Source organism: Campylobacter sp. (assembly GCF_019423325.1).
Lineage (GTDB): Bacteria > Campylobacterota > Campylobacteria > Campylobacterales > Campylobacteraceae > Campylobacter_B.
Genome location: NZ_JAHZBQ010000001.1, coordinates 409,793 through 433,117, shown reverse-complemented (window position 1 = coordinate 433,117; position 23,325 = coordinate 409,793). Strand labels below are relative to the sequence as shown.

The 23,325-nt window shown below is 48.1% G+C and carries 19 protein-coding genes; 6 read left to right on the top strand and 13 right to left on the bottom strand.

Features of this window, described 5'->3' with window-relative positions:
• Nucleotides 1-14 precede the first annotated feature (14 nt).
• The 11 genes from aat to sstT all read right to left on the bottom strand — a co-directional run bounded on the left by aat (nucleotide 15) and on the right by sstT (nucleotide 12,894).
• Nucleotides 15-698 carry a leucyl/phenylalanyl-tRNA--protein transferase gene (gene aat / locus QZ367_RS02010; protein WP_291936645.1) on the bottom strand — a complete coding sequence of 228 codons (684 nt, stop codon included), beginning with the start codon at nucleotides 696-698 and terminating at the stop codon, nucleotides 15-17.
• Complete coding sequence (locus QZ367_RS02005; RefSeq protein ID WP_291936643.1) at nucleotides 698-3,079, bottom strand: AAA family ATPase; 2,382 nt, start codon at nucleotides 3,077-3,079, stop codon at nucleotides 698-700. The genes aat and QZ367_RS02005 overlap by 1 nt, the downstream gene beginning before the upstream one ends.
• Nucleotides 3,080-3,094: 15 nt before the next feature.
• Nucleotides 3,095-3,400 (bottom strand): ATP-dependent Clp protease adaptor ClpS, encoded by a 306-nt coding sequence (locus QZ367_RS02000; protein WP_291936640.1) that lies wholly within the window; start codon nucleotides 3,398-3,400, stop codon nucleotides 3,095-3,097.
• Entirely contained in the window at nucleotides 3,390-4,088 is a 699-nt protein-coding gene (locus tag QZ367_RS01995; RefSeq protein ID WP_291936637.1) for a TlpA family protein disulfide reductase, read from the bottom strand. Before QZ367_RS01995 ends, QZ367_RS02000 begins: the two co-directional genes overlap by 11 nt.
• A gap of 55 nt (nucleotides 4,089-4,143) precedes the next feature.
• Nucleotides 4,144-4,608 carry an SsrA-binding protein SmpB gene (gene smpB, locus QZ367_RS01990; protein WP_177386608.1) on the bottom strand — a complete coding sequence of 155 codons (465 nt, stop codon included), beginning with the start codon at nucleotides 4,606-4,608 and terminating at the stop codon, nucleotides 4,144-4,146.
• Between the two features lie 125 nt (nucleotides 4,609-4,733).
• Nucleotides 4,734-5,477 (bottom strand): 4-(cytidine 5'-diphospho)-2-C-methyl-D-erythritol kinase, encoded by a 744-nt coding sequence (locus QZ367_RS01985; protein WP_291936627.1) that lies wholly within the window; start codon nucleotides 5,475-5,477, stop codon nucleotides 4,734-4,736.
• An 826-nt stretch (nucleotides 5,478-6,303) separates the two neighbouring features.
• On the bottom strand, nucleotides 6,304-7,152 hold the full coding sequence (gene truB / locus QZ367_RS01980; RefSeq protein ID WP_005871770.1) for a tRNA pseudouridine(55) synthase TruB: 849 nt from the start codon (nucleotides 7,150-7,152) through the stop codon (nucleotides 6,304-6,306).
• Nucleotides 7,145-9,205: an ATP-dependent helicase gene (locus tag QZ367_RS01975; protein WP_291936626.1), complete on the bottom strand. Its 2,061-nt coding sequence runs from the start codon at nucleotides 9,203-9,205 to the stop codon at nucleotides 7,145-7,147. Before QZ367_RS01975 ends, truB begins: the two co-directional genes overlap by 8 nt.
• A complete protein-coding gene (locus QZ367_RS01970; RefSeq protein ID WP_005871775.1) occupies nucleotides 9,202-9,609 on the bottom strand; it encodes a hypothetical protein in 408 nt (135 codons plus the stop codon). Before QZ367_RS01970 ends, QZ367_RS01975 begins: the two co-directional genes overlap by 4 nt.
• A 1-nt stretch (nucleotide 9,610) precedes the next feature.
• Complete coding sequence (locus tag QZ367_RS01965; RefSeq protein WP_291936616.1) at nucleotides 9,611-11,524, bottom strand: M3 family oligoendopeptidase; 1,914 nt, start codon at nucleotides 11,522-11,524, stop codon at nucleotides 9,611-9,613.
• A gap of 110 nt (nucleotides 11,525-11,634) precedes the next feature.
• A complete protein-coding gene (gene sstT, locus QZ367_RS01960; protein WP_291936613.1) occupies nucleotides 11,635-12,894 on the bottom strand; it encodes a serine/threonine transporter SstT in 1,260 nt (419 codons plus the stop codon).
• A gap of 144 nt (nucleotides 12,895-13,038) precedes the next feature.
• Between sstT and metK the strand changes: the two genes are divergently transcribed.
• Nucleotides 13,039-14,238: a methionine adenosyltransferase gene (gene metK / locus QZ367_RS01955; RefSeq protein WP_291936610.1), complete on the top strand. Its 1,200-nt coding sequence runs from the start codon at nucleotides 13,039-13,041 to the stop codon at nucleotides 14,236-14,238.
• 1,065 nt (nucleotides 14,239-15,303) lie between these two features.
• On the opposite strand, the gene QZ367_RS01950 is transcribed toward metK, so the two are convergent.
• The gene (locus QZ367_RS01950) at nucleotides 15,304-16,488 is read right to left on the bottom strand and encodes a TRAP transporter substrate-binding protein (protein WP_291936607.1); all 1,185 of its coding nucleotides are present in this window, start codon (nucleotides 16,486-16,488) and stop codon (nucleotides 15,304-15,306) included.
• Nucleotides 16,489-16,609: 121 nt separating this feature from the next.
• On the opposite strand from QZ367_RS01950, the gene QZ367_RS01945 reads away from it, so the two are divergent.
• The gene (locus tag QZ367_RS01945; protein WP_291936604.1) at nucleotides 16,610-17,956 is read left to right on the top strand and encodes an FAD-dependent oxidoreductase; all 1,347 of its coding nucleotides are present in this window, start codon (nucleotides 16,610-16,612) and stop codon (nucleotides 17,954-17,956) included.
• A gap of 34 nt (nucleotides 17,957-17,990) precedes the next feature.
• On the opposite strand, the gene QZ367_RS01940 is transcribed toward QZ367_RS01945, so the two are convergent.
• A complete protein-coding gene (locus QZ367_RS01940; protein WP_291936602.1) occupies nucleotides 17,991-18,158 on the bottom strand; it encodes a hypothetical protein in 168 nt (55 codons plus the stop codon).
• Nucleotides 18,159-18,267: 109 nt separating this feature from the next.
• Here QZ367_RS01940 and pyk point away from each other — a divergent pair, with 109 nt between their 5' ends.
• From pyk to QZ367_RS01920, 4 genes are all read left to right on the top strand, one after another.
• Nucleotides 18,268-19,737, top strand: coding sequence for a pyruvate kinase (gene pyk / locus QZ367_RS01935; protein WP_291936599.1), 1,470 nt, complete (start codon nucleotides 18,268-18,270; stop codon nucleotides 19,735-19,737).
• Nucleotides 19,738-19,746: 9 nt separating this feature from the next.
• Entirely contained in the window at nucleotides 19,747-20,697 is a 951-nt protein-coding gene (locus tag QZ367_RS01930; protein WP_291936596.1) for a hypothetical protein, read from the top strand.
• 197 nt (nucleotides 20,698-20,894) lie between these two features.
• Nucleotides 20,895-21,602, top strand: a complete 708-nt coding sequence (locus tag QZ367_RS01925) for a cytochrome-c oxidase (protein ID WP_291936593.1) — start codon at nucleotides 20,895-20,897, stop codon at nucleotides 21,600-21,602.
• 412 nt (nucleotides 21,603-22,014) lie between these two features.
• Nucleotides 22,015-23,250, top strand: a complete 1,236-nt coding sequence (locus QZ367_RS01920) for a hypothetical protein (RefSeq protein ID WP_291936590.1) — start codon at nucleotides 22,015-22,017, stop codon at nucleotides 23,248-23,250.
• Nucleotides 23,251-23,325 lie beyond the last annotated feature (75 nt).

Genomic DNA, 23,325 nt, shown 5'->3' with positions numbered 1-23,325 from the left:
TTTCAAGCTTTGACTCAATGCTGCGCTCCGCGCGGAACTTTAAGATCCGCAAAGCGCTCAAAGCCGCTATCTTGCGCACTAAGCTCAGCAAATAGAGCGAGGAATTCCGCTCGCGGCATCTCTTTAGCACCCATAAATTTCAGATGCTCGTTCATAATCTGACAGTCGATTAGAAAGCCGAAATTTGCAAGCACCTCACAAAGCCTAATCAGCGCGACTTTCGAAGCGTTGCTCTTTAGGCTCAGCATACTCTCGCCGCAAAACACCCGCCCAAAAATTAGCCCGTATAGCCCACCTACGAGCTCGCCATCTTCGTATGCCTCGACGCTGTGAGCGTAGCCGTCTGCTGCCAAACGCGAGTAAGCCTGCACGATCTGCTCGCTGATCCACGTGCCGTCGCTCTCTTTTTTTCGTACGTCTTTGCAGCGCTCGATGAAGCCCTTAAAATTCGCGTCAAATTTAACGTCATATCGCTTAAGATAGGGCTTAATGGACTTTTGCACGCGCACTTCGCGCGGATCAAGCACTGCGCGCGGATCGGGCGACCACCATAAAATCGGCTCATCCTCGCTAAACCACGGAAATATCCCTGCGCTATAAGCGCTAAGCAAGCAATCCTCGCTCAGATCGCCGCCACTTGCAAGCGGCGCAAAATCGGGCGCATCCATAGGATCTGGAAAATCGTAAAACCGAGCCATTATTTAACGACACTGCTTTGAGCTAGTGCGGGTTGCTTTTTTTCTATCTGCGGCAAAGGCGTAGAAGCAAAGCTAAAGCTTAGCTCGCCATCTTTTACGCTCACGCTAACCAAGCCACCCTCTTGTAGCGCGCCAAAAAGCAGCTCGCCGCTTATATGATCGCTGATCTGAGAGCTGATCTCGCGCTTTAAATTTCGCGCGCCAAACTCGTCCGAATAGCCGCGCGAGATAATCAAATCTTTTGCTTCCTTGTTTAGACTAATCTTTACGTTTTTTAGCTGCGACTCTAGCTCGCCGATAGTTTTATCCACGATCTTTTCTAAAATTTCGCCGCTTAAGCGGTTAAAATTTATGATTTTATCGATGCGGTTGCGAAATTCCGGCGCAAAAAAGCTTCTTATGGCGCTATCTACTTTATAGCTCTCATCCTTTGTAAATCCGACCTGCGGCGCTTCTTTCGTACCTAAATTCGACGTCATTATTATGATCGTATTTTTAAAATCGGTCGTAACGCCGTTATTATCGGTAAGGCTTGCGTTATCGAAAATTCCTAAAAAAATATTCGTCATGCTAGGATGAGCTTTTTCTACCTCATCAAATAAAATGACGCTGTAGGGGTGCTTTTTGATGTTGTTTGTTAAAATTCCACCGTTTTCAAAGCCCACGTATCCGGGAGGTGCTCCGATGAGCCTAGAGACGCTGTGAGCTTCCATATATTCGCTCATATCATAGCGCTCAAAATGCACTCCAAGCTGCGCGGCTAAGACCTTGGCTAGCTCACTTTTGCCCACACCGCTGCTACCTGCAAATAAAAATACGCCGATTGGGGAGCTTGCGCCTCCAAGCCCGGCGTAAGAGCGCAAAAGTGCCTTGCAAAGGCTGCTAACCGCTTCATCTTGACCGAAAATTTCACGCTTGATATTGGCTTCCAGATTTTTTAGTACCTGTTTATTATCGACGCTACTGCTTAAATTTGCAATATTCGCGCTAATCGAAAGCGTATTTACCAAATCGTCCTTACTGATTTCAAGCGGAGCTTCGTGCGGTTTAAACGCAAAGCTAGCGCCCACCTCGTCGATGAGATCAATGGCGCTGTCGGGAAGGAATTTATCGCTTTGATATTTTTTAGCAAGCGTTACGCTATCTCGCAAAATTTCGTCGCTAAATTTTACGCCGTGAAATTCCTCATATTTTTTGGCTACGCCTTTTAAAATTTCGACGCTATCGTCAATGCTAGGCTCGCTCACGTCGATTTTGCAAAACCTGCGGCTAAGCGCTTTATCCTGCGAAAACGAGCGATATTCGCCGTATGTAGTAGCGCCGATGACCGATAGCTCGCCGCTTGCAAGCGAAGGCTTTAGGATGTTTGACATATCAAGTTCGTTGCGATTGCCCGTGCCTGCGCCAACGATCGTGTGAATTTCATCGATAAATAAAATCGCATTTTGATTAGCGCTAAACTCGTCTATGAGATCCTTTAGCCTCTCTTCAAACTCCCCGCGCAGCGTAGTGCCTGCGATCAGCGCGCCAGCATCAAGGGCGTAAATCACCTTGTTTTTTAGCTTTTCTGGCACTTCGCCGCGGACGATTTTTAGCGCGATGCCCTCGATGATCGCGGTTTTACCAACTCCTGCTTCGCCCACTAAGATCGGATTATTTTTCTTGCGGCGACAGAGGGTTTGCAGCGTCTTTTCGATCTCTTTTTCGCGTCCGATGAGTGGATCGATCTTACCCTCAAGCGCGATTTTATTGAGGTTTGCTGTATAAAGTGAACTAGGCGAATCCTTTTTAATATCGCGCTCGTTTATGGCGTCCTTTTCGCCCTCAAACGCAGGCTCAAATTCCGTATTCTGCCACTGCCTGCGGCTTTCGTCGTAATTCATCGCATGCGTGATATCATCGATATCGTATGAGTTTAGCTTAATCGCTGCGGCTTCGTCGCGAGAAACGACCTCATCACGGTGATCGAAAGCGGATTTGTACTTTCGCACGATGAGCTCAAAAATCGCAGCGTTTATACCGTAGTGATTTAAAATTTTAGTGCAGTCGTTTTCCTTATCATTTAGAATTTTAAGCATAAAATCAAGCTCATTTTTAGGCTCTTTAGCATTATTTAATTCAGTATAGAACTGCTTAAATTCTATCGTCTGCGCCGGAGCCTTGCCGCTTGATTTAGGCATCATATCCAAAAGCCCGCCCAGATTATCCAAAATATTTAGGTAGTTAATATCTGGAATTTCTTTGGCGATGAGCCCATGGAAGGGCTTATTGTATTTAAAAATCGCATAAACTACGTGCGAAGTAGTAATGTATTCGTCCTCGCCGTCATTTGCGACGCTGATTGCTTGTTCAAAATGTTTGTTTAAAAAAAATCCTATCATTGCTTTCCTTTAAATTTAATCCTCTTCGATCTCACATCTAAGAGGGAATCCTGCGGCCTTTGCCGCTTGTAAAACCGCTTGTTGCTTACACTCGGCTATCTCTTTAGGATACGCGCCGCAAACCGCGCGACCCTGCTTATGAACTTTCATCATTAAATCTACGGCGTCGTTAAAGTTTTTGGCAAAAATCTCCATCAAAATATAAACCACGAAATCCATCGTTGTTACGTCGTCGTTTAGTAAAATCACCTTATACGGACGAGGCACGAAAGATTTTGTTTTGGCGCGAGTGTGAATCTGCACGCCGGTTTTAGTTGCCATTTTTTATCCTGGCGATATCGCTTTTTATCACATCAGTATCGACCATGCCTAAGTAATACGGCTTACCCCGCTCATCGCCCTCGTTAATGTCGGTAAGCCTTTGATATTTTCCATCTTTAAGTACTACCTTAAAAGGGATCGAAAGCGCGTGACGATAACCGATGTCGCTTAAAATTTGACCCACTATGCGCTCGTTTTGTTTTGAATTGGAGATGAAATAATACGCATTAAACTTTTTCGTAAAATTTTCGATCACTTGCGCGTCCGTAATGTCCTCAAAATAAATCAAGCCAACCATTAGAAAATCCGCGGAATTTTTTAACTGAAAGTCCATCAGATGCGGCGCTTCGATGCGGCACGGCTGACAGTAAGTACCGAAAATATCAAACATTAAAATTTTATCGCTGTCCGCGAGCTTAAAGCCCTTTTCTGTCCGCTCGATCGTTACCTCGCCGCCTACGACGCTTTTAAGCGTAAATCGTTCGCCCGCTTTAAACGGCGTAAAAGCTACCTCCTCGCCACTTTCTCCGCCAATACGCTCGCCATTTTTATCTTGAGCAGAATTTTTTGCCATCTGATTCTCGCTCGCGGCAGGATTCTCGCCCGCAGAGCCCGTCTTTTTCTGCGAATCATCTCCGCAGCCACTTAAGACAAAAATCGCTAAACATAATAGTAAAAATTTCTTCATTGCATTTCCTTCGGGTTTAAATTTAAGCCCGCATTTTAACCAAAGTTTTGTGAATTTAAAATGAATGCTTGTCGTATCGCTTCATCGCGCTTTGCGCTTCGCGGTCGGCTTCCTTGCGCTTTAGCGATTCACGCTTGTCGTGCAGATTTTTGCCACTAGCCAAAGCGATACGCGCCTTTACGCGGTTTTTATCATTGAGATACAGCGACAAAACTACGATGGTAAGGCCCTCTTTGCTAACCGCGCCAAGCAGCTTGTCGATCTGCTTTCGGTGCATTAAAAGCTTTCGCGCCGCCCCTTCGTCGGGACGAAAATGGGCGTTTGTGCTTTCAAGATAGCTGATATGCGCGTTTAGCAAAAACAGCTCGCCGCGGATCACGCGACAAAAGCTATCTTTGAGATTGCCCCTGCCCGCGCGCAGAGCTTTGACCTCGCTGCCTTTTAGCACGATGCCTGCTTCAAAGCTTTCAAGTATCGTAAAATCGTGAAATGCCTTGCGATTTTTACTCAGTTCTTTCATCTTTTTCCTTCTAAATTTGGTCCTAAGCTTAGCCCGTTTTTGCTTAAATTTAAAAGCGGGCGAGCGAATTTTAAATTTTATCTTTAAATTTAGCTTTTAAATTTTAACCGCGCGCCTTGGAATTCTTATTTTAAGAAAAACACGCTGCTGCCGCTACCGCTTAGAAACATATCGCGATACTTGCTCATCTGCGGATATAGCTTTATGCACGGCGCGAAAAGATCGTTTAACGTAAAGCCGCCATATTGCGTCAGCAGCTGCTCGCTGCCTAAACGCAACATCTCTTGCGCCTGCGCGGCGTTTATATTTTGCATAAAGCTTGCGCGAAACTCGTTATAAACCGCGCCGGTGGAGCAAAAGATCGCGGGCGTTAAAATTTCGATCGCAGGCAGCTGGTCCTCGAAAGGCTCGATGATCTCGCCGATGCCGCGCACGTTTGCGGCCTCAAGTCCACTAACAAAAAACGCAACGTCCGCGCCGATATTTTGCGCGATTTTGGTAAGCCGCTCGCGCGAAATTTTTAAGCCTAACTCCTCGTTCGCAAGCCGCAAAAACGCCGCCGCGTCGCTACTGCCGCCCCCAAGACCCGCGCCGATCGGAATATGTTTTTTAAGCACGATCTTGTGCGAGCCGAAAAACTCCGCAAGCTCACGCGCAAAGCCCGCCTGCTCAAGCGCCACCTTGGCCTTTAAAATTATGTTATCTGCGATCTGCGCGGCGCCACATTCGAGCGCAAAGCCGCTCGCGCGCTCGAAGTTTATCTCATCAAAGAGCTCCCTGCGCAGCACGAAGCGCGAGGCGATCTCGTGGTAGCTGCCGCGCGTGCCGACGACTTTTAAAAAAACGTTAATCTTTGCATAGGCCTTCAAATTTTACTCCTTCTACGCTTTGGCGCGTTTGCGTTAATTTAGCGCGCCGCAAGCCCATCTAGCGCGATTAAAATTTTAATCCGCGCGCAAGTTAAATTTCAGCCTGCAGCAAGCCCTATCCAGTGCGATCAAAATTCAAAAACCGCGCACCGTGAAGCGCGCGCCGCGGAATTTAACCCGCGATCGCGGCGCCCGATACGTAAATTTTATAAAGCGCGAAATTTTAATCCGCAACGCACGCAGCTAAATTTCAACTCGCGGCGCAAATCTATCTTAGCGATTAAAATTCCAAGCCGGCAAAATTCTAGCCGCGTCGCTGCACGCCACACTAGATCATAAATTTAGTTTAGCAGTACGCCGCCCGCCGTAAAATCAAACCTATCGGCGCAGACTACGCACCGCCGCAAGCTAGAATTTCATTCGGCAGAGGCGCTTGGCGCGCCGCGATAAGCCCCGACCTGCGCGCTTTGTAAATCGCGAAATTTTAATCTCGCAGCGAGCCGTCATCGCGCACCGAAAAGCAAATCGAAACGCCGCTCCGCCGGATTCGCCGCGTTTAAATTTAGCCCCCGCGGATTTATGCCTTTTCACAAGCGAGCGCCGCCCGCCTAGCCGCGCGTTTAAATTTACACCGCCTGAGGCAGATTTTGCGATCCGTGCACAACAAAAGAGCGCGATCACTCGAGTCGCCGCCGTCTGCGATAGAATTTAACCGCACATAGCAGCGCGCTATGCGAGTAAATTTAAAACGCGCCGTATTTATAACCGCTCAAATTTCAAGCCAGGGCCGCCCGATCAAAATTCCGCCGCAGGCTAGAGCCGCTGATTAAAACGCGCCGCCTGCGATCGGAACGTCGTTCCAAAGATAGCGCACCTCGCCCGAGCTTATCTCGATGATCGAGTAAAAATCGCCGCAGATAAGCAGATAGCGCCCGTCTGCGCGGCTCGCCAGATCCTTTGCGGCAAGCTTTTTACCCAAGATCACGTCGCGCGCGTCGCCGTCGTAAAAGTTCGGCGCGAGGTCCAAAAACTCGAGCGGATTTAGCGCCGCCTCATCCGCAAAACGCGGATCTTTCAAATCGAAAGCCCCCTCGCTCTCCCGCCTAAGCGCGCTTAGCGTACCGCAAACGCCTAGTTTTTCTGCTAAAATTTGCGCAAAAGAGCGCACGTAGCCGCCCTCGCTAAGCGCAACGCGAAAGCTCACGAATGGATGAGCGTAGCTTAAAATTTCGGCATCAAAAACCCGCATCGAGCTCTCTTTTAGGCTCACCTCTTCGCCTGCGCGAGCGAGCTTGTATGCGCGCACACCGTCAATTTTCTTGGCGCTGAAAGCGGGCGGGATAAATTTTATCTCACCGCGCATTTGCGCTATCGCGGCATCTAAAACCTTGCGCGAAAGCGGCGGGATTTGTTCCACACGCTCGATATTTTCATTATCTCCGCTTGGGCTTTGCGCGCCCAGCCACAGCGTCGCAGCGTAGATTTTTGGCTCCTTTTTTAAAAATCTAAAAAAGCGCGCGTATTGCCCGAACGCGACAATCAGCGCGCCGCTCGCGAAAGGATCGAGCGTGCCGCTAAAGCCAGCCTTTTTCACGCCGTATTTGCGCTTAAGAGCGCTTAAAAATTTATTGCTGCCGATGCCCGCGGGCTTGTCCGCCAAAAACAATCTATTCATAAGAGCCGATCTTTTCTACGAAATTTGACATTATCACGCGCGAAATTCCGCCGAAATTTATAGTGAGTCGGTCGCCGTTTACCGCCGTGATCTGTCCGATACCAAAGAGTTTGTGTTTGATCAGCTCGCCCTTGCTAAAGCCGCTACTTTGCTCGCGCGGCGGCTCTTTGGCTACCAAACCCGCCTCGGCTATAAACCTGCTAGCGTCCAGCCTCTCGCGCTTGCCGCGATAAAAGCGGCTAGCAGCAAAGCTAAGCGTAAGCGTGCGCTTGGCGCGCGTAATCGCTACGTATGCGAGTCTGCGCTCCTCCTCGATGTCATTGCTGTCGCCCAAAAGCGGGAAAAACCCCTCCTCCAGCCCGATTACGAAAAGATGCTCGAACTCAAGCCCTTTGCTAGCATGCACGCTCATTATGTTTATCGCATCGCCCATGATGGCGTCCTGATCGCTAAGAAGGCTTAGCTCGTTTAAAAATTCCGCCAGATCAAAATCGGGTTTATTGCTAGCTTCGTCCTTTAGCATAGCTAAAAACTCGTCGATGTTCGCTACCCGATCGGCGCCGTCCGGAAGCGAGGCGTAGTAAGCCTTTAGCCCGAAAGTGGGCTCTAGCGCCTCTATTTTTTTGATAGTATCGGCTAGTGCGGAAATAGAAGCGATGCCGCTTTTAAGCTCCGCTAGAGCCTGCGCCGCCTTGGCGCTAAGCCCCGCATCAGGCTCACTAAACGCATCAAATAGACTGATGAGTCGCAGGCGCGAAAGCTCCTCGAGCTTTGCCAGCGAGACCTTGCCGATGCCGCGCTTGGGCACGTTTATGATCCGCCTCATCGAAAAGTCGTCGTGCTCGTCGTTTACTAAGCGCAGATAGGCGATCGTATCCTTGATCTCGGCGCGCTCGTAAAATTTCACGCCGCCTACCATTTTATACGGGATTTTGGCGCGATTCAGCCCCTCTTCCAGCGCGCGCGACAGAGCGTTTACGCGGTAAAGCACGGCGATTTGAGAGGGCGCTACTCCGCTTGAAAGTAGCTTTTTGATAGCTTCTGCGATCTTTGCCGCCTCGATACTCTCCTCGTCTGAACGCAAAATTTCGATCTTTTCGCCGCCGCCGTTCATGCTAGTAAGGCTCTTGCCGAGGCGGTTTTTGTTATGCGAGATGAGCTCGTTGGCAGCAGATAAAATTTCATCTGTGGAGCGGTAATTCTGCTCGAGTTTGATAAATTTTACGTTTGAGAACTGATCTTTAAAATTTAAGATATTTTCTATCCGTGCGCCGCGCCAGCCGTAGATACTCTGATCGTCATCACCCACCACCACGAGGTTTTCGTGCGCGGCACAAAGCTTTTGCAGCAGTTTGAATTGAATGTCGTTGGTGTCCTGATACTCATCCACCGTGATATAGACGTAACGGCGCGAAATTTCATCGCATAGCCGCTCATTGGCGCTTAAAATTTTATACGGCAATATCAGCAGATCATCGAAATCTACAAGATTATTCGCCGCCAAATACGCCTCGTAGCGCTTATATGCATCAGCGCAATGCGCGTAAAATCCGCTATACATCCTGCTTAGCTCGTCCTCTTCGCCCTTTAGAAGCTCGTCGATATCTTTGGGGCCGATTAGAGAATTTTTGTAAGTTGAAATTTTAGCTGCCAATAGCGATGTGGGCAAATTTATCTCAAAGCCCTTGATGATCTTTTTCTTATCGTCGGTATCGATTACTTGGAAGTTTGCGCTGCGCCCAAGCTCGCTAATATGAAATTTCAAAAACAAAAGCCCGAATTTATGAAAGGTGCACAGAAGCGGCACTCCGCTTAAATTTAACCCGCTTATCAGATTAAGCGCTCGCGAGCGCATCTCGGTGGCGGCTTTGTTCGTAAACGTAAGCGTGAGAGTATTTCCCGGAGGCACGCCGTTTGATAGCAGATAGGCAAGACGCGCGGTGATCGTTTTAGTTTTGCCGCTACCAGCACCCGCTAAGATTAGCATCGCTCCATCCACGTGGCTCGCAGCCTCGCGCTGAGCAGGATTAAGACCCTCTAAAATATCACTCATTTTGAGAAAATTTTACGCGATTTTTCGCGTTTAAGCCACTCGGACTCGGGCTGGGAGAAATTTACCGCGATAGGCTTGCCGTCCACGACGATCTGCAAGACCGCGTAAAACGGCACGCTAAGCGTGCTTGCAAAATCCTGCGGCCCAAATCCCGCCTCGAAAACCAGCTCATCCTTGCTAAGATGCGCGCTAGAAAGCGTGTATTCCTCCAGCTGCAAAAAGATAGCGGGCATTTTGAAGCTTTTTAAAATTTCCTCCGGCAGCGGCGGGTCAAATTTTATCTGATCCGTCCTCGCAACGATGCCAAATCCATATCCAAGAGCCAAAACGTAATCCAAAACCGCGCCTATATTTGCACTACTCGCAGCGATAAATTTATCGTCTTTTAAAATTTTATCTATCATCCTAACCCCTCACAAACTCATCTACAAGCGCCGCGACCTGTTCTATGCCGATGCGCCAAAACTCGCTTTTATTGATGTCAAAGCCGAATTTTGCCACCAGCTTTTGCGGCGCGTCGCTGCCGCCCGAGCTTAAAAACTCAGTGTAAATTTGAACGAAATTTTCGAGCCTGCCGCTCTTATACAGCCCGTAAAACGCGAGCACCAAAAGCTGCGCGTAGGCATAGGAGTAGCAGTAAAACGGCGTGTGAACGAAGTGCGGAATGTAGCTCCACCAGCTTTTGTAATGATCCTGCAAGATTAGCTCGCCGGCAAACATCTTGCGCGACTCCTCCATCCACAGCTCACCCAGCCGCTCGATGCTTAGCTCATCCGCGCTTGCATGCACGCGCCGCTCAAAGGTCGTAAATCCGATCTGGCGGTAAAGCGTAGCGAAGATATCCTCGATCTTTGCCGCAAGCATCGCTCGCAGCGCGGCTTTATCGTTTGCAGTCTGCGAGGGCGTATCCGTATCGCTCGCAGCAAGCTCGCACGAACCCGCAGAGTCTTGCGAGGCGGAGTTTTTTACGGCGCGCTCGTTTGGAATTTCACCGCCCTGAGCCTCTTGCGAAGCGCTACATTTAAAATTTTGCGAGCCGTCCAAGGCGGCGGTGCTTTTGAAATTCGACAAACCGTTTAAATTTGAAAAATTTTCGCGCATATAATCAAACACCAGCATCTCGCAGAAAACCGACGCGGTCTCAGCCGTCGTTAGCGGCGTGAAGGAGTTAAAATAGCCCACGCCGTAGCTTAGATACTGATGTATCGCGTGCCCCAGCTCGTGCGCGAGGGTAAATACGTCGCGGCGCTTGCGGGTAAAATTTAAAAGCACGAAAGGGTGCGTATCGCGAGAGCCCGAATGCGAAAACGCGCCGCTTTGCTTATTTTGCGCGGGCATTGCGTCGATCCAGTTTCGCTCAAACGCGATCAGCGCGATCTGCTTAAATTTTGGGCTAAATTTTTCAAATGCCGCAAGCACGATCTGCTTAGCCTGCTCGAAGCTAAACTCGCCCTCGTCGCCCCCAAGCGGCGCGTATCTGTCGTAATCATACAGCGCATCGTAGCCTAAAATTTCGCGCTTTTTGGCGTAAAATTTGCCGACTAGAGCGAAGCTTCGCTCCGTCTCTGCGATCAGCGCATCGACGCTTGCGATGTTTATCTGATTTTCCTCATGCATCACCGCCTCGGCTTTATCGTAGCCGCGCAGCTCGCAGCGAATTTTAAGATCGGTTTTGATCATATTGTAGATGTAGCCAAGCAGGTGGGAGTTTTGCTCTAGCACCGCGCTTAGCGAGGCTGCGGCGTCCTTTCGCACCTCGCGATCGGAGCTATGAAGCAAGCTTAAAATTTCCTCCTCGCCAAGCTTTTGCCCGCGAAAACCAAAGCTCATCCGCGCCATGCTCTCGTCAAAAAGCCGCGAAAACGCCTCGCCGCTTACGGGCGAAGTTTTTAAAAGCACGCTTTCTTGCGGCAAGCTTAGCTGGTGGGTCTTGCGCTGCTTAAGTAGGCTCAAATAATATCTAAATCTCCCGCTTCCTGCGATAAACTCGTCCTGTTTTGCGGCGTCAAGCTCGTTAAACTCAAGCTCGAAAAAGAGTAGGCTCTGCGAAATGTCGTTGCAAGCTTGCTCCGTCTTGGCCTGCTGCGCCCCGAGACTTGTATCTCGCGCGAATCTTAGATGCGCAAAGCTCATTATCTTGCCGATCTGCTCGCTGATGCCCTCATAAAGCTCAAGCGCGCCTAAAAATTCCTCCGCGCTAAGGGCGTGCAGCTTATCTTTAAATTTAAGCTCAAAATCCCTAGCCTGCGCGGAGGCGCTATCTATCGCGCCGCTAAATTCTGCTTCGTTTGCAAACAGCTCGCCTAAATTCCAATTCATCGATTTCCTTTTAAAATTTTTGGATAATTTTATCAAAAAAGAATAAGTAAAATTTTAAAAACCGCAAATCCGCCGTGCGGGCGGAATTTGCGGTAAAATTTTAAAGTGAGTTATTTTTGCATACTTTGCGACGCGATCGCCGTAAAAATCACGTCCGTGGAGCTATTGATCGCAGTTTCTACCGAGTCTTGGATCACGCCAATGATAAAGCCGATCGCAACTACCTGCATTGCGATGTCGTTTGAGATATTAAAGAGCGAACACGCAAGCGGTATCAGCATCAATGAGCCGCCGGGTACGCCGCTAGCGCCGCATGCACCGACCGCCGAGACCACGCAAAGCAGTAGCGCCGTCCAAAAATCGGGGCGCACGCCAAGCGTATGAGCCGCAGCAAGCGCCAAGATCGCGATTACCACCGCAGCGCCCGCCATATTTATCGTAGCCCCCAAAGGAATTGAGATCGAGCTTAGCTCGTCGCTGATACCGAGCTTTTTGCATAAATTTAAATTTACCGGGATATTCGCCGCCGAGCTGCGGGTGAAAAACGCCGTGAGGCCGCTTTCGCGCAGGCAGGTAAATACGAGCGGATATGGATTTTTCTTAATCACCGCAAAGACGATGAGCGGATTTACCACGAGGGCTACGAACGCCATCGCACCTACTAGCACGACTACGATTCGCACGTATCCAAGCAGCGCATCGACGCCGGTTTGATAAACGGTAGAAGCTACTAGACCGAAAATTCCAAATGGCGCGAGCTGGATTACGAACTGCACGATTTTGGTTACCGCTTCGCTAAGATCGGTAAAAATTTTCTTTGTTTCATTAGTGCAAAATTTAAGCGCAACACCAAGACCTATCGCCCAGGTTAAAATTCCTACGTAATTTCCGTGCGCGATAGCGTTTAGCGGATTATCTACGACCTTAAAAAGCAGATCTTTTAGCACGATCCAAACGCTCGCAGGAACCGCATTTTCCGCCGCGCCGACATTGCTTAGAGCAAGCTGCGTCGGAAATAAAAAGCTGGCTGCAACCCCCACGCACGAGGCTAAAAAGGTGCCTACGATATATAGGACGACCACGCGTTTTAAGCCGCTTGCGCTGCCGTATTGTTTATTTACGATCGAGCTTAAGATCAAGATAAAAACTAAAATCGGAGCTACCGCTTTAAGGGCGCCTACGAATAAATTTCCTAGAATTTCCGCAAAAGCTACTACGTTTATTAAAAACGAAGTGTGCTCTGCCGCAATATCGCCCGCAGCCGAACGCGCGGCAAAGCCCAAAATAGCGCCTATTATCAAGCCGGTAACTATGCGCAGAACTAGATTTTTATCTTTGTAGCTGGCTACTAATTTTTGAATCGAACTCATTTTTTACCTTTCAATCAAAACGTCGTTTGAAATATATCGAAATTTTATTTAAGCGCATTTAAATTTGAGCGGAATTTCGTAATTTTTAGTTAATCTTAAAACCTCGTTAGATAAAATGCCCCGAAATTTTAATTAGGAGCAGATATGTATCTATTTACAAGCGAGGTAGTAAGCCCCGGACATCCGGACAAGTGCGCCGATATCATCGCAGACAGCATCGTGGATGAAATTTTAAAACAAGATCCAAACGGACGCGTCGCGGCGGAGGTTTTCATCGCGGGCAAACACGTAGTAATCGGCGGCGAAGTAAACGCCAAGATCGATTTTACCCACGACGATTACCGCCACATCGTAAAGGGCGCGCTTAGCGAGATCGGCTATAACGACAACCCTCATTTCACGCGCGCGCAGTGCCTGCATCCGCAGGATCTGCAAGTGGACGTATTTTTAAACCAGCAAAGCCCCGACATCAACCAAGGCGTCGATCAAGAGGGCGGCGAGATCGGAGCGGGGGATCAGGGCATAATGTTCGGTTTCGCAAGCTGCGAGACGAAAAATTTTATGCCGGCGGCGATCACCTACGCGAGGCTTCTTTGCGATCACGTTTATGCCTATGCAAAGTCCCATCCTAACGAGCTTGGCGTCGATATTAAGACGCAGGTTAGCGTCGATTACGGCACGAAGAGCAATTTTGAGGAGTGCAAGCCGCAAAGCATCCATACGATCGTGGTTTCCGCGCCATGCGTCGAGAGCATGAGCATCGAGCGCGTCCGAGATCTGATCGGAAATTTAATCGATTCGGCGGGGCTTCCAAAGGAGCTTTACGACAAAAGCAAGACTATCATCTACATCAACCCGACCGGCCGCTACGTAAATCACAGCTCGCTTCACGACAGCGGCCTAACGGGGCGCAAGCTAATCGTCGATAGCTTCGGCGGCTACAGCCCTATAGGTGGCGGCGCTCAAAGCAGCAAAGACTACACCAAGGTCGATCGTAGCGGACTTTACGCGGCGCGCTACATCGCCAAAAATATCGTTGCAGCGGGGCTTGCGAAAAAATGCATCGTCCAGCTTAGCTACGCAATCGGCGTAGCTAAACCGGTAAGCGTCAGCGTCGATTGTATGGGGACGAATTTAGGCGCGGCAAGCGACGATGAGCTATCCGCTTTCGTGCTTGAAAAATTTCCGCTCACTCCGCGCTGGATCATCGATAAATTCGGTCTTGATCGCCCCGGCAAAGAAAGCTTTCTCTACGCCGACGTCGCCGCACGCGGACAGGTCGGAAACGACGAATATCCGTGGGAGCAGCTTGATAGCGTGGAGCTTTTTAAGGCTTTGAAATAAAATTTTACGCTTTGCAGTAGTGCCTTTTTAGCTTACGACATTCGCTAGGCTTGCAGCAGCGAGCCTAGCTCAATATTCTACGCGGCTTTGCAGCCGTGTAATTTATCGCGCGCCCAAAAGTAGCGTTGCAGCAAAATTCTCCATCAAAATTCTAAGCCGCGGAATTTAAGAGTTTTCGCAGGTAGAATCGAATTTTAAAATTTTAAGCCTAACTCGCGCAAAATTTTAAAATTGGCGCGCTGAAATTCCAAGGCTGAGCCCGTCTAGTTTAGTGATAAATTCTAACTAGAGCAGGCTTTAAAAAAATTTTCACGCAAGCTTTTAAATTTACAATCGCTTAAAATGAAATTTGACCTATAAAATTTTTTCTAACGCGCTTTTTACTTAATCTCCGAAGGAAAAAATTTTAAATTCTCCTTACTTATGATATTTAAGCGTGTAAATTTTAAAATTTTGCATTTTATTTGAAGTTTGCCGCTTTTATAATAGAAAGAAAACCCGAAGCAAATTTCATTTAAAAGCGGCATTTGCAAGATAAAAGCGCTGAAATTTTAAAATATGGAATTTATGAACGCTACTAATTTAAAATCTCAGATTGGCACGCTTCGCCAAAGCTCCTCCACTAACTACGCGAAATGAAAAAGCAAGATTAAATTCTCTCTCGCTCAATGTCACCCGCAAGCAAGCACGGCGGAATATCGAGCTTAAATAACGCAAAAGATAAAAGAATAAAGCAAAAAAGAGGAGGCTTGGAGCTTGATAAAATTTTAGCCTTGTACGGCGGCGACCGAGCGGCTTTTAAACTAGGCTTTAAACGCAGTGATTCGAATTACGCGCCTTAACTTAAATGCTAAAGCAGCGATAAAATTTCATCGCCGCTTTCATAAATTAAAATTTTAAAGATACTCCGAGCTACGCAGCTGCAATAAGTAAATCACCTGCATTTTAATCACCCGCGCCTCGCCTAAATTGCCTAAAATTGCCGATCAAATTTAAGCCGCATACGCCTTTATCTGGCGCTTAGTTTAGCCGCGCGGCATAAAAACGCAGCTAAAAAGCGAAGCACTATTTCGTCTGATTATCCTCATTTTTTGGTGCGGCAGTGCTTGCATTTATCTCGCTGGCTGCGTTATTTACAGGCTCAGGAACAGAGATTTTTTTCACCGAAGCAGTGAAATTCTGCTCGGCTTCAACGTCGCCCGTTTTTTCGATATATGTAAAATCGCCCATCTTCGTCCATGTTCTAGCTTTAGCTAAAAACGCCTTTTGGCTCTCCCAAATCTCTTTGAAATCGGGGTTTTTCTCGCTTTCTTCGGCTAAAATTTCATCCGTCGCCTTGCGAAGCGCACGCATAATCTCAGGTGAAAAAGAGCGAATCTGAACGTTCGGATATTTCTTTTTGATCTCGTCCCAAATTATTACGTTTTTATAAAACGTCTCGTTTTCTGCGTATTCGCGCGCCTTAGCGATCGAAGCCTCTAGGATATTTTGCAAGTCCTTAGGAAGCTTCTGCCAAGTTTGTAGATTTATCACGATCTGCTGCTCGCTAGCGGGTTCTTGCCATCCCGTATAATAGTAATTTGCGACTTTATGAAAGCCTAGAGGTATATCAAAGCTAGGACTTGCCCACTCGACCGCATCGATAGTACCCATCTCTAGCGCCATATATAGCTCACCTACCGGTATCGTAGCGACTGCGACGCCAAGGCGGCTCATAACCTCCCCGCCAAAGCTTGGAATTCTAAATTTAAGCCCTTTTAGATCGTCTAACGTATTAATCTCTTTTTTAAACCAACCGCCCATCTGCATGCCGCTATTTAGGATATTAAAGACCTTTAGATTGCTTTTAGCATAGAATTTATCCGCTAGCTCCTTACCCCCGCCGAAGTAATACCAAGCATGTTGCTCGTCTTTCGTCATACCAAAAGGCACCGTCGTAAACAGCATATTCGCGCTATTTTTGCCTTTATAATAGTAGCTCGCAGTATAGCCTAAATCGTATTGTCCGTTTTTGACCATATCATAGATCGCAAAAGGTGCTTTATGTTTGCTAGGCGCGTCGATGCTGATTTTTAGTCTGCCATCAGACATACTATCTGCAAGATCTGCCATCCGCTTGGCGACATCGCCTACGATAGGCATACTAAGCTCGTAAGTCTGAGCTAGCTTAAGGCGATAAATTTTCTTATCCGCGCCCCACAGCGACGTGGCTATAATCAAACTTAATCCGACAAGAATCGATTTTTTCATATACTACTCCCAAAATGAAATGGTGCGAATTTTATATAAAATCATCTAAATTCACGCTTTTATAACTAGCTTTTAAGCGAAATTTTCGCACAATTGCAGCCAAATTCGATAAGGAAAGGGCATGCAAGAAAAACATTACGAAGTAATCATCATAGGCGGCGGTATCACGGGCAGTGCGCTAGCATACGTGCTGGCAGAATTTAGCGGGATCAAAAATATCGCTCTACTTGAAAAATACGAAGGGCTTGCGACGCTAAATTCTAAAGCCAGCGCAAACTCTCAGACGATTCATTGCGGCGACATCGAGACCAACTACGATCTGCAAAAAGCGACCGAAGTCAAGCGCAAGGCGGATATGATCGTGAAGTATTGCCAAAAGCACGGATATGAGAATAAATTTTTATTTCAAGGGCAGAAAATGGCTCTTGGCGTGGGCGAAAGCGAGGTAGGGCTAATTAAAGAGCGCTTTGAGAAATTTAAAGAGCTTTATCCGTATTTGCAGCTTTTCGACAAGGAAGAGCTCAAAAAAATCGAGCCCAAGCTAGTTTTTGACGGGCGCGGAGAGGAGCGAGCGGAGGATATCGTAGCAATGGGTGTGCAATCGGGAGTTTACACGACGATCGATTATGGCGCGATGGCGAATTCCTTCGTGCAAAACGCTAAAAACGTGGAGGGCAAAACCTGCGATCTGTACCTCAACACCGAGGTGCAAAACATCACTAAAGTAGGCGATAAGTTCTATATCCGCACCGCAAATAGACTCTCGCTAAGCGCCGATTTTGTAGTCGTAGATGCGGGCGCCCACTCGCTGTGGCTAGCGCACAAAATGGGGCTGGGGCAGGATCTTAGCACGATTTGCATCGCCGGCAGCTTCTATCTAACCAAGCAAAAGCTTCTAAACGGCAAGGTTTACATGGTGCAAAACCCAAAGCTTCCATTTGCCGCGCTTCACGGCGACCCCGATCTTTTGGCGGACGGCTGCACGAGATTTGGCCCTACCGCACTTACGTTACCAAAGCTTGAACGCTACAAGGGCTGTCGTTCGGTGCCGGAATTTTTTCAATCATTAAATTTTGACATGGACGTAGCTAAGGTCATTTGGCAAAATTTTGGCGATAGCGAGGTAAGGGATTTCTTAATCCGCAATATAGGCTTTGAGATACCGATTTTAGGTAAAAAGCTTTTCGTCAAAAATGCGCGCAAGATCATACCTAGCATCCGCGAGGAGGATATTTATTATGCCAAGGGCTTTGGCGGCGTGCGCCCGCAAGTAATCTCACACTCGCAAAAAAAGCTGATTTTAGGCGAAGCTAGAATAGGCGAAAATCCGGGGATTATCTTTAATATGACCCCAAGCCCCGGCGCTACGAGCTGCTTAGGCAACGCACTTCGCGACGCAAAAAGTGCCTGCGAATATTTAGGAGCGAGCTTTGATGATGCAAAATTTGATGCGGAAATGATGCGATAAAGAGGAATTTTTAAATTTCGCTCGGGCAAGAATTTTAAAATTTTACTTCGGCGAGGATTTTAGAATTTTGCTCGTGCTTCACATATATAGAGAGTTTTAAAATTTCATTCAAACGCGAATTTTTAGAATTTAACCTGCGCTGCAAGCTATGAAATTTTAAAATTTCACCATGCCGTAGAATTCTAAAATTCTTGCGCACCATAAAATTTTAAAATTCCTTTGTCTAGCGAATTTTAAAATTTAGAAATTTCAAAATTTTGCGTAAAATTTCGCCTAATGCGGCGATAAATTTTAAATTTAAAGGAGAAAAGATGCTTAAAAAAACCAAAATTTTAGCGACCATCGGGCCCGCAAGCGACAGTGAAGAGATGATGAGCGCGATGGTAAAGGCGGGCTGCAATGCCTTTAGGATGAACTTCAGCCACGGCACGCACGAGTATCACGAGGCAAATTTAAACAAAATTCGCGCCGTAGAAAAGAGCCTTGGCGTACGCATAGGCGTCTTTCAGGACATCAGCGGCCCAAAGATCCGCGTCGGCAAACTCGAGGAAAATTTCAAACTAAAAACGGGCGATAAAATCACCTTCCTTCCTCGCGAAATCATCGGCAAAAAGACCGCCCCGAGCGAATACGAGCTGTGTATCAACCACCCAGAAATTTTGCCGTTAATGAAGGTGGGCGAGTTTATCTACCTCTACGACGGCTCGATCCGCGCCAAGGTAGTCGCGGTAAGCGAGCAAGGCGTGCAAGCAGTGCTCGAAAACGACGGCTTTTTAAGCTCGAATAAGGGGGTGAACTTCCCAAATACCCGCCTAAATATCGACGTCATCACGCAAAAGGACCTCGAGGATCTGCGCTGGGGCGCGGCGCACGGCGTAAATTTCGTAGGCATCTCCTTCGTGCAGTCTCAAAACGACATCCTGCGCGTGCGCGAAATTTTAAACTCGCTGGGCTCAAAAGCTAAAATTTACGCCAAGATCGAGAAATTCGACGCGGTCGAAAATATAGAGCAGATCATCGAAGCAAGCGACGGCATAATGGTCGCGCGCGGAGATCTGGGCATCGAAATGCCGTTTTATGAGATCCCGCGCATCCAAAAGCGCATCATAACGTTAGCCAACGCCCGCTCAAAGCCTGTCATAACCGCCACGCAGATGATGCTTAGCATGACCGAGCACGAGCGCGCCACCAGAGCCGAGATCAGCGACGTCGCAAACGCCGTACTCGACGGCACCGACGCCGTGATGCTAAGCGAGGAAAGCGCCATCGGCAAAAACCCCGCAGCCGTGGTCGCCGCGATGAGCGAGACGATCCGCGAGACCGAAAAGATCTATCCTTACGATAAATTTAACGATTACGACTTCTACGACGAGACCGATATGATCACTTCAAGCACAGCAGCGCTCGCCGCAAGGCTGGGCGCAGGCGCGATACTTTCGATCACGGGCTCGGGGCGCTCGGCGATCAAACTCGCACGCAACCGCGCCAAAATCGACATCATCGCAATCGCACACGACGAGCAGACCGCGCACGCGCTAAGTCTCGTGTGGGGCGTAAATCCCGCGATGGTCAAGGAAAAAACGAGCATCAACTCGCTGCTCGCGCAAATCATAAACGAGGCTATGCAGCGCGGGCTCATCGAGGAAGGCGGCACCTACGTGATGACGGCGGGCTTTCAAAGCGGACATCCCGGCAGCACCGACTACATCCGCATCATCAAAAAAGATCAGATAGATTTCTACCGCGACGCGGCAGAAACGGGTCTCAAGGATAAAATTTAAAAAATCAAAATGTCAAAGTCCATTAAAATCAAAGAATCGCGGTTAAATTTAACCCCTTGCTACGAACTAACGCCGAAAGAGGCGCGAGAGCTCGTCAGCATCGGCATCACCGAGCGCGGCGAGATATATTTTCTATGCGAGGATACGGGCGAATACGTCATAAAATTTATGCAAAATGGGCGGCTGCGCGAGATAAAAACCGACGCGGACGAAAACGGCTACCGCTTCGCCGTGCCCGTGGATTTTCCAAACCGTTGGGCGCTGCTAAACGCTCGCTCGCGCTACGATGAGAAGCTAAAACGCGGCGAGGAAAATTTAAAATTTATCGATGAGCTGGGCGTCCAGACGGGCAAAATTTGCGTGGACGATGGCATAGCAAAGATCATAGCGCAGGGCGGGCGGCTCTACGTTTCATATTTTGGCGACGGGCTCTTCGGCAACTTCGGCGGAGACGAGTGCGAACTCGCCGTTTGGAACGAGGCGGGCGAAAAGCTCTATGGATTTGACCTCAGCCGGATTCACGACTGCTACGCGATAAATCTATTTGGCGGCGCGTGCTACGCGCACTATTGCAGTAGCTTTGATTTCGTGCGTATCAAGGACGGGCAAGCCACGGCGTGTACTCCAAAAATCAGTTCTTATAAACCAGGCTCCGCGGCTATCGAAACGTGCGAGCTAGAATTTTCAAAGAGCGATTATATTTTTGCGAGCCGCGACTTCGCGCTGGATGAGCGAAGCGTGCTGTTTTGCCCGGCTGATAACGACAAAGATGAGCTGTTTTTGTTTAAATTTAAAGGCGAAACGCTAGAATTCGACAGAAAAATCAGCCTAAATTTTCTCGGCGCAGACGGCTCGAAAAATAACAAAAATGAGGGCTGCGGCTCGTACGGGAACGGCGAATATTTAGCTCTTTTAAAAGGCGCCAAAATTTATAAAATTTGCGTGAGCGAGCTAAATTGAAATGTAAATTTAGCAGCTAACGGCGTCTAAATTTAGCCGCGTAAAGCGTCGCGGTAAAGCCGAATCAAAAGAAAATAGAGCCGCCGCAAAAATTAAAATTCCGCAAAAATATATTCGTTAAAAATCAAGCTCACGCTCTTAAAATTTCAAGGTATAATTACGAAGCAAATTTACAAAATTTAACCGAAGGAGAGACCATGAAAAAATTTCGTTCACTGCTGCTGTGTGCGGCGGCGGCTGCGACTTTGAGCGCCCAAGGCGAGAGTGGGGATAAGGTGGAAAAAATCACTTCGATCGACATCTATGTTTCGCCGTTTTATTCGGCTAAGGAGGGTAAGCCCGAATACGTGCACGTTTACGAGCCGATCGACGATATGTTGATGAAAAACGACGTGCCGAGCCTAAAAAAAGCGATCAAAATCATCGAAGACGCCCCGGATATGATCGCTCCGACCACGCTGATGACGGTCGCTGCACGCGCTTATGATCTAGGCCTTAAGGACGACGCAGTGTTTTGGTTCTACGCGGGCAAAAATCGATTCCTAACCTTCGCTCGCGTCATCGACATCAAGGACGAGATGTTTCGTGAGACCGAGTCCGCGAATGCGGCGTTTTTACAGCTCGTCGGCAACGTGGTAAATCCATACGCATTCTGCGATCTCGCTAAACAGCGCGATGCGGCGGCACGCGCTAGGGACTGGGTCAAGGCGCACCCGTATAAAGCGATATTTGATGAGAAATTTCCGTCTCGCTTCGCAGATCGCGCCGCCGCGCTCAAGGCAGCCGAGGACAAAATGGACGCCGCGCTACTTAGGCAGGACGAGTTTTTCGCAGACCCCGCTAAAAAGGCGGACTTCCTAGCCAAGCGCAAAGCAAATAACGCGGATAAGCGCTTCTGCGATTAGTATCGCCTAACCAGCGGCACTTTTGAAAAATCGGCATTATTTGAAATTTTGAGCTGCCAAAAATTTAGTATTGCATTTTTATCTCCTCAAACGGATCTGCGCGTGAATTTAAAATTTTATTACGTAGAATTTTATCACTAACGGCATGCAGTGAAGCTTTGATATAAATCAGCCTAGATCTGTTTAAAATTTAGCAGAAGCTCGCACGCAATTCTATTTCGCATAAATTCTATCGACAACTAACGCAAAATCAGATCAAAATATTACTAAAATTCCAGCAGTTTGGCGACGTAAAATTTCACCGCTACCGCCTAGAAATCGAAGTTTTTCAAATTTAGCCGCGCGGCGAAATTTTATCCGTTTTTATATACGAACGTTATATAATTATCAAAATTTTTTCCAAGGAGAGAGGATGAAAAAGCTCGCTACGATACTTGCGCTGCTCTGTGCGGCGGCGTTTGCCAAGGAGTATGAGTATATGGTGCAAAGTATGAGCTACAGCTCTCTCGGAGATCGCAAGCAGAGCACGCATCTAAGCTACGATGCGGCGGCGCGCAAGCTGGAGCAGATAAGAGATACGAACTCCTCGGACGGCCTAGGCTCTAGCTACAAAGAGATCAGCTACTTTGACGAAAAGGGGGATATGGTTAAATTTGAAGTATTTAACCTCGATCTTAAAAGCGGCAAGTGGAAAAAAATAGAAGACTACACGGAAAGCGTCAAAGACGGCGTCACGACGCGCGAGAGCAATTCGATAGCGGATGACGGCACGCGCAATGCGAGCAAAACCGTCTCCAGCTACGACGGTAACGCGACGCAGGATGTGCGATATAAGCTCACAAAGGGCAAATGGCAAAAAGAGAGCATGAACAGATCCGTAAAAAACGCGTGGGATAAGGAGGAGCTTACGATAAGCTTCAAATGGGACGGCAAGAGCTGGCAGCCCAAAGATAAGACCGAAATTTTCTACGACGGCTCAGGAGAGATGAGCGGATACGTGAGCTACGAGTTTGCAAACGGCGCGTGGCAAAACAGCGAGCGAGAGATGCTTAATGGCGATCGAAACGGCAGCTACGAGCAGATCCGCAGCACCTTTGAGGACGGCGCGTGGCAAAACGCGACGATGAGTAAGCACGAGCTTGATGCCGCGAAGGGCGAGGAGATCGTTACGAGCTTCATCTGGAACGACGAGAAGGGCGCGTGGGATAATATGAGCAAACAGACCGCTATCAAGAAGGGCGCGGATCTTAATATGACCTCTTATCTGTGGGATGAGCAGCTTAAAGATTGGGTCAAAAGCTACTCAAACGGCGAAATTTACGACAAATCGGGCGAGCGACTACTCGAGCAAAGCTACGAATCAAATTCCAGTAGCGGCAAATACGTCTATAGCTACGACGAGCGCGGCAGCAATACCGCGATGGATATCTACAAGCTTGACGCGAGCGGTAAATGGGTGCATACCGGGCGCTCGGAGGCTACTTACGATACCGCAATCCCGGCTGATAGCGTGGGATACGGAGCCGCGCTCATGATGTTTGAGATGCCTAGCATTTACGCGATAACGAGCTTTAAGGAATTTGAGCTTAAAGACGGCAAACCCGAGCTCATAACGGAGCAGACGTGGAAATATAAAAAGATAAAGTAGCGTTTGAAGATGCACAGGTAAAATTTCGCGGCTAAATTTTACCTGCGCGATCTTGTACGCGTACTGCGGTTAAAT

Coding starts and splice junctions, on each gene's coding strand:
- aat (WP_291936645.1), bottom strand. CDS start 698: ATGGCTCGGTTTTACGATTTTCCAGATCCTATGGATGCGCCCGATTTT.
- QZ367_RS02005 (WP_291936643.1), bottom strand. CDS start 3,079: ATGATAGGATTTTTTTTAAACAAACATTTTGAACAAGCAATCAGCGTC.
- QZ367_RS02000 (WP_291936640.1), bottom strand. CDS start 3,400: ATGGCAACTAAAACCGGCGTGCAGATTCACACTCGCGCCAAAACAAAA.
- QZ367_RS01995 (WP_291936637.1), bottom strand. CDS start 4,088: ATGAAGAAATTTTTACTATTATGTTTAGCGATTTTTGTCTTAAGTGGC.
- smpB (WP_177386608.1), bottom strand. CDS start 4,608: ATGAAAGAACTGAGTAAAAATCGCAAGGCATTTCACGATTTTACGATA.
- truB (WP_005871770.1), bottom strand. CDS start 7,152: ATGAATAGATTGTTTTTGGCGGACAAGCCCGCGGGCATCGGCAGCAAT.
- QZ367_RS01975 (WP_291936626.1), bottom strand. CDS start 9,205: ATGAGTGATATTTTAGAGGGTCTTAATCCTGCTCAGCGCGAGGCTGCG.
- QZ367_RS01970 (WP_005871775.1), bottom strand. CDS start 9,609: ATGATAGATAAAATTTTAAAAGACGATAAATTTATCGCTGCGAGTAGT.
- QZ367_RS01965 (WP_291936616.1), bottom strand. CDS start 11,524: ATGAATTGGAATTTAGGCGAGCTGTTTGCAAACGAAGCAGAATTTAGC.
- sstT (WP_291936613.1), bottom strand. CDS start 12,894: ATGAGTTCGATTCAAAAATTAGTAGCCAGCTACAAAGATAAAAATCTA.
- metK (WP_291936610.1), top strand. CDS start 13,039: ATGTATCTATTTACAAGCGAGGTAGTAAGCCCCGGACATCCGGACAAG.
- QZ367_RS01950 (WP_291936607.1), bottom strand. CDS start 16,488: ATGAAAAAATCGATTCTTGTCGGATTAAGTTTGATTATAGCCACGTCG.
- QZ367_RS01945 (WP_291936604.1), top strand. CDS start 16,610: ATGCAAGAAAAACATTACGAAGTAATCATCATAGGCGGCGGTATCACG.
- QZ367_RS01940 (WP_291936602.1), bottom strand. CDS start 18,158: ATGGTGCGCAAGAATTTTAGAATTCTACGGCATGGTGAAATTTTAAAA.
- pyk (WP_291936599.1), top strand. CDS start 18,268: ATGCTTAAAAAAACCAAAATTTTAGCGACCATCGGGCCCGCAAGCGAC.
- QZ367_RS01930 (WP_291936596.1), top strand. CDS start 19,747: ATGTCAAAGTCCATTAAAATCAAAGAATCGCGGTTAAATTTAACCCCT.
- QZ367_RS01925 (WP_291936593.1), top strand. CDS start 20,895: ATGAAAAAATTTCGTTCACTGCTGCTGTGTGCGGCGGCGGCTGCGACT.
- QZ367_RS01920 (WP_291936590.1), top strand. CDS start 22,015: ATGAAAAAGCTCGCTACGATACTTGCGCTGCTCTGTGCGGCGGCGTTT.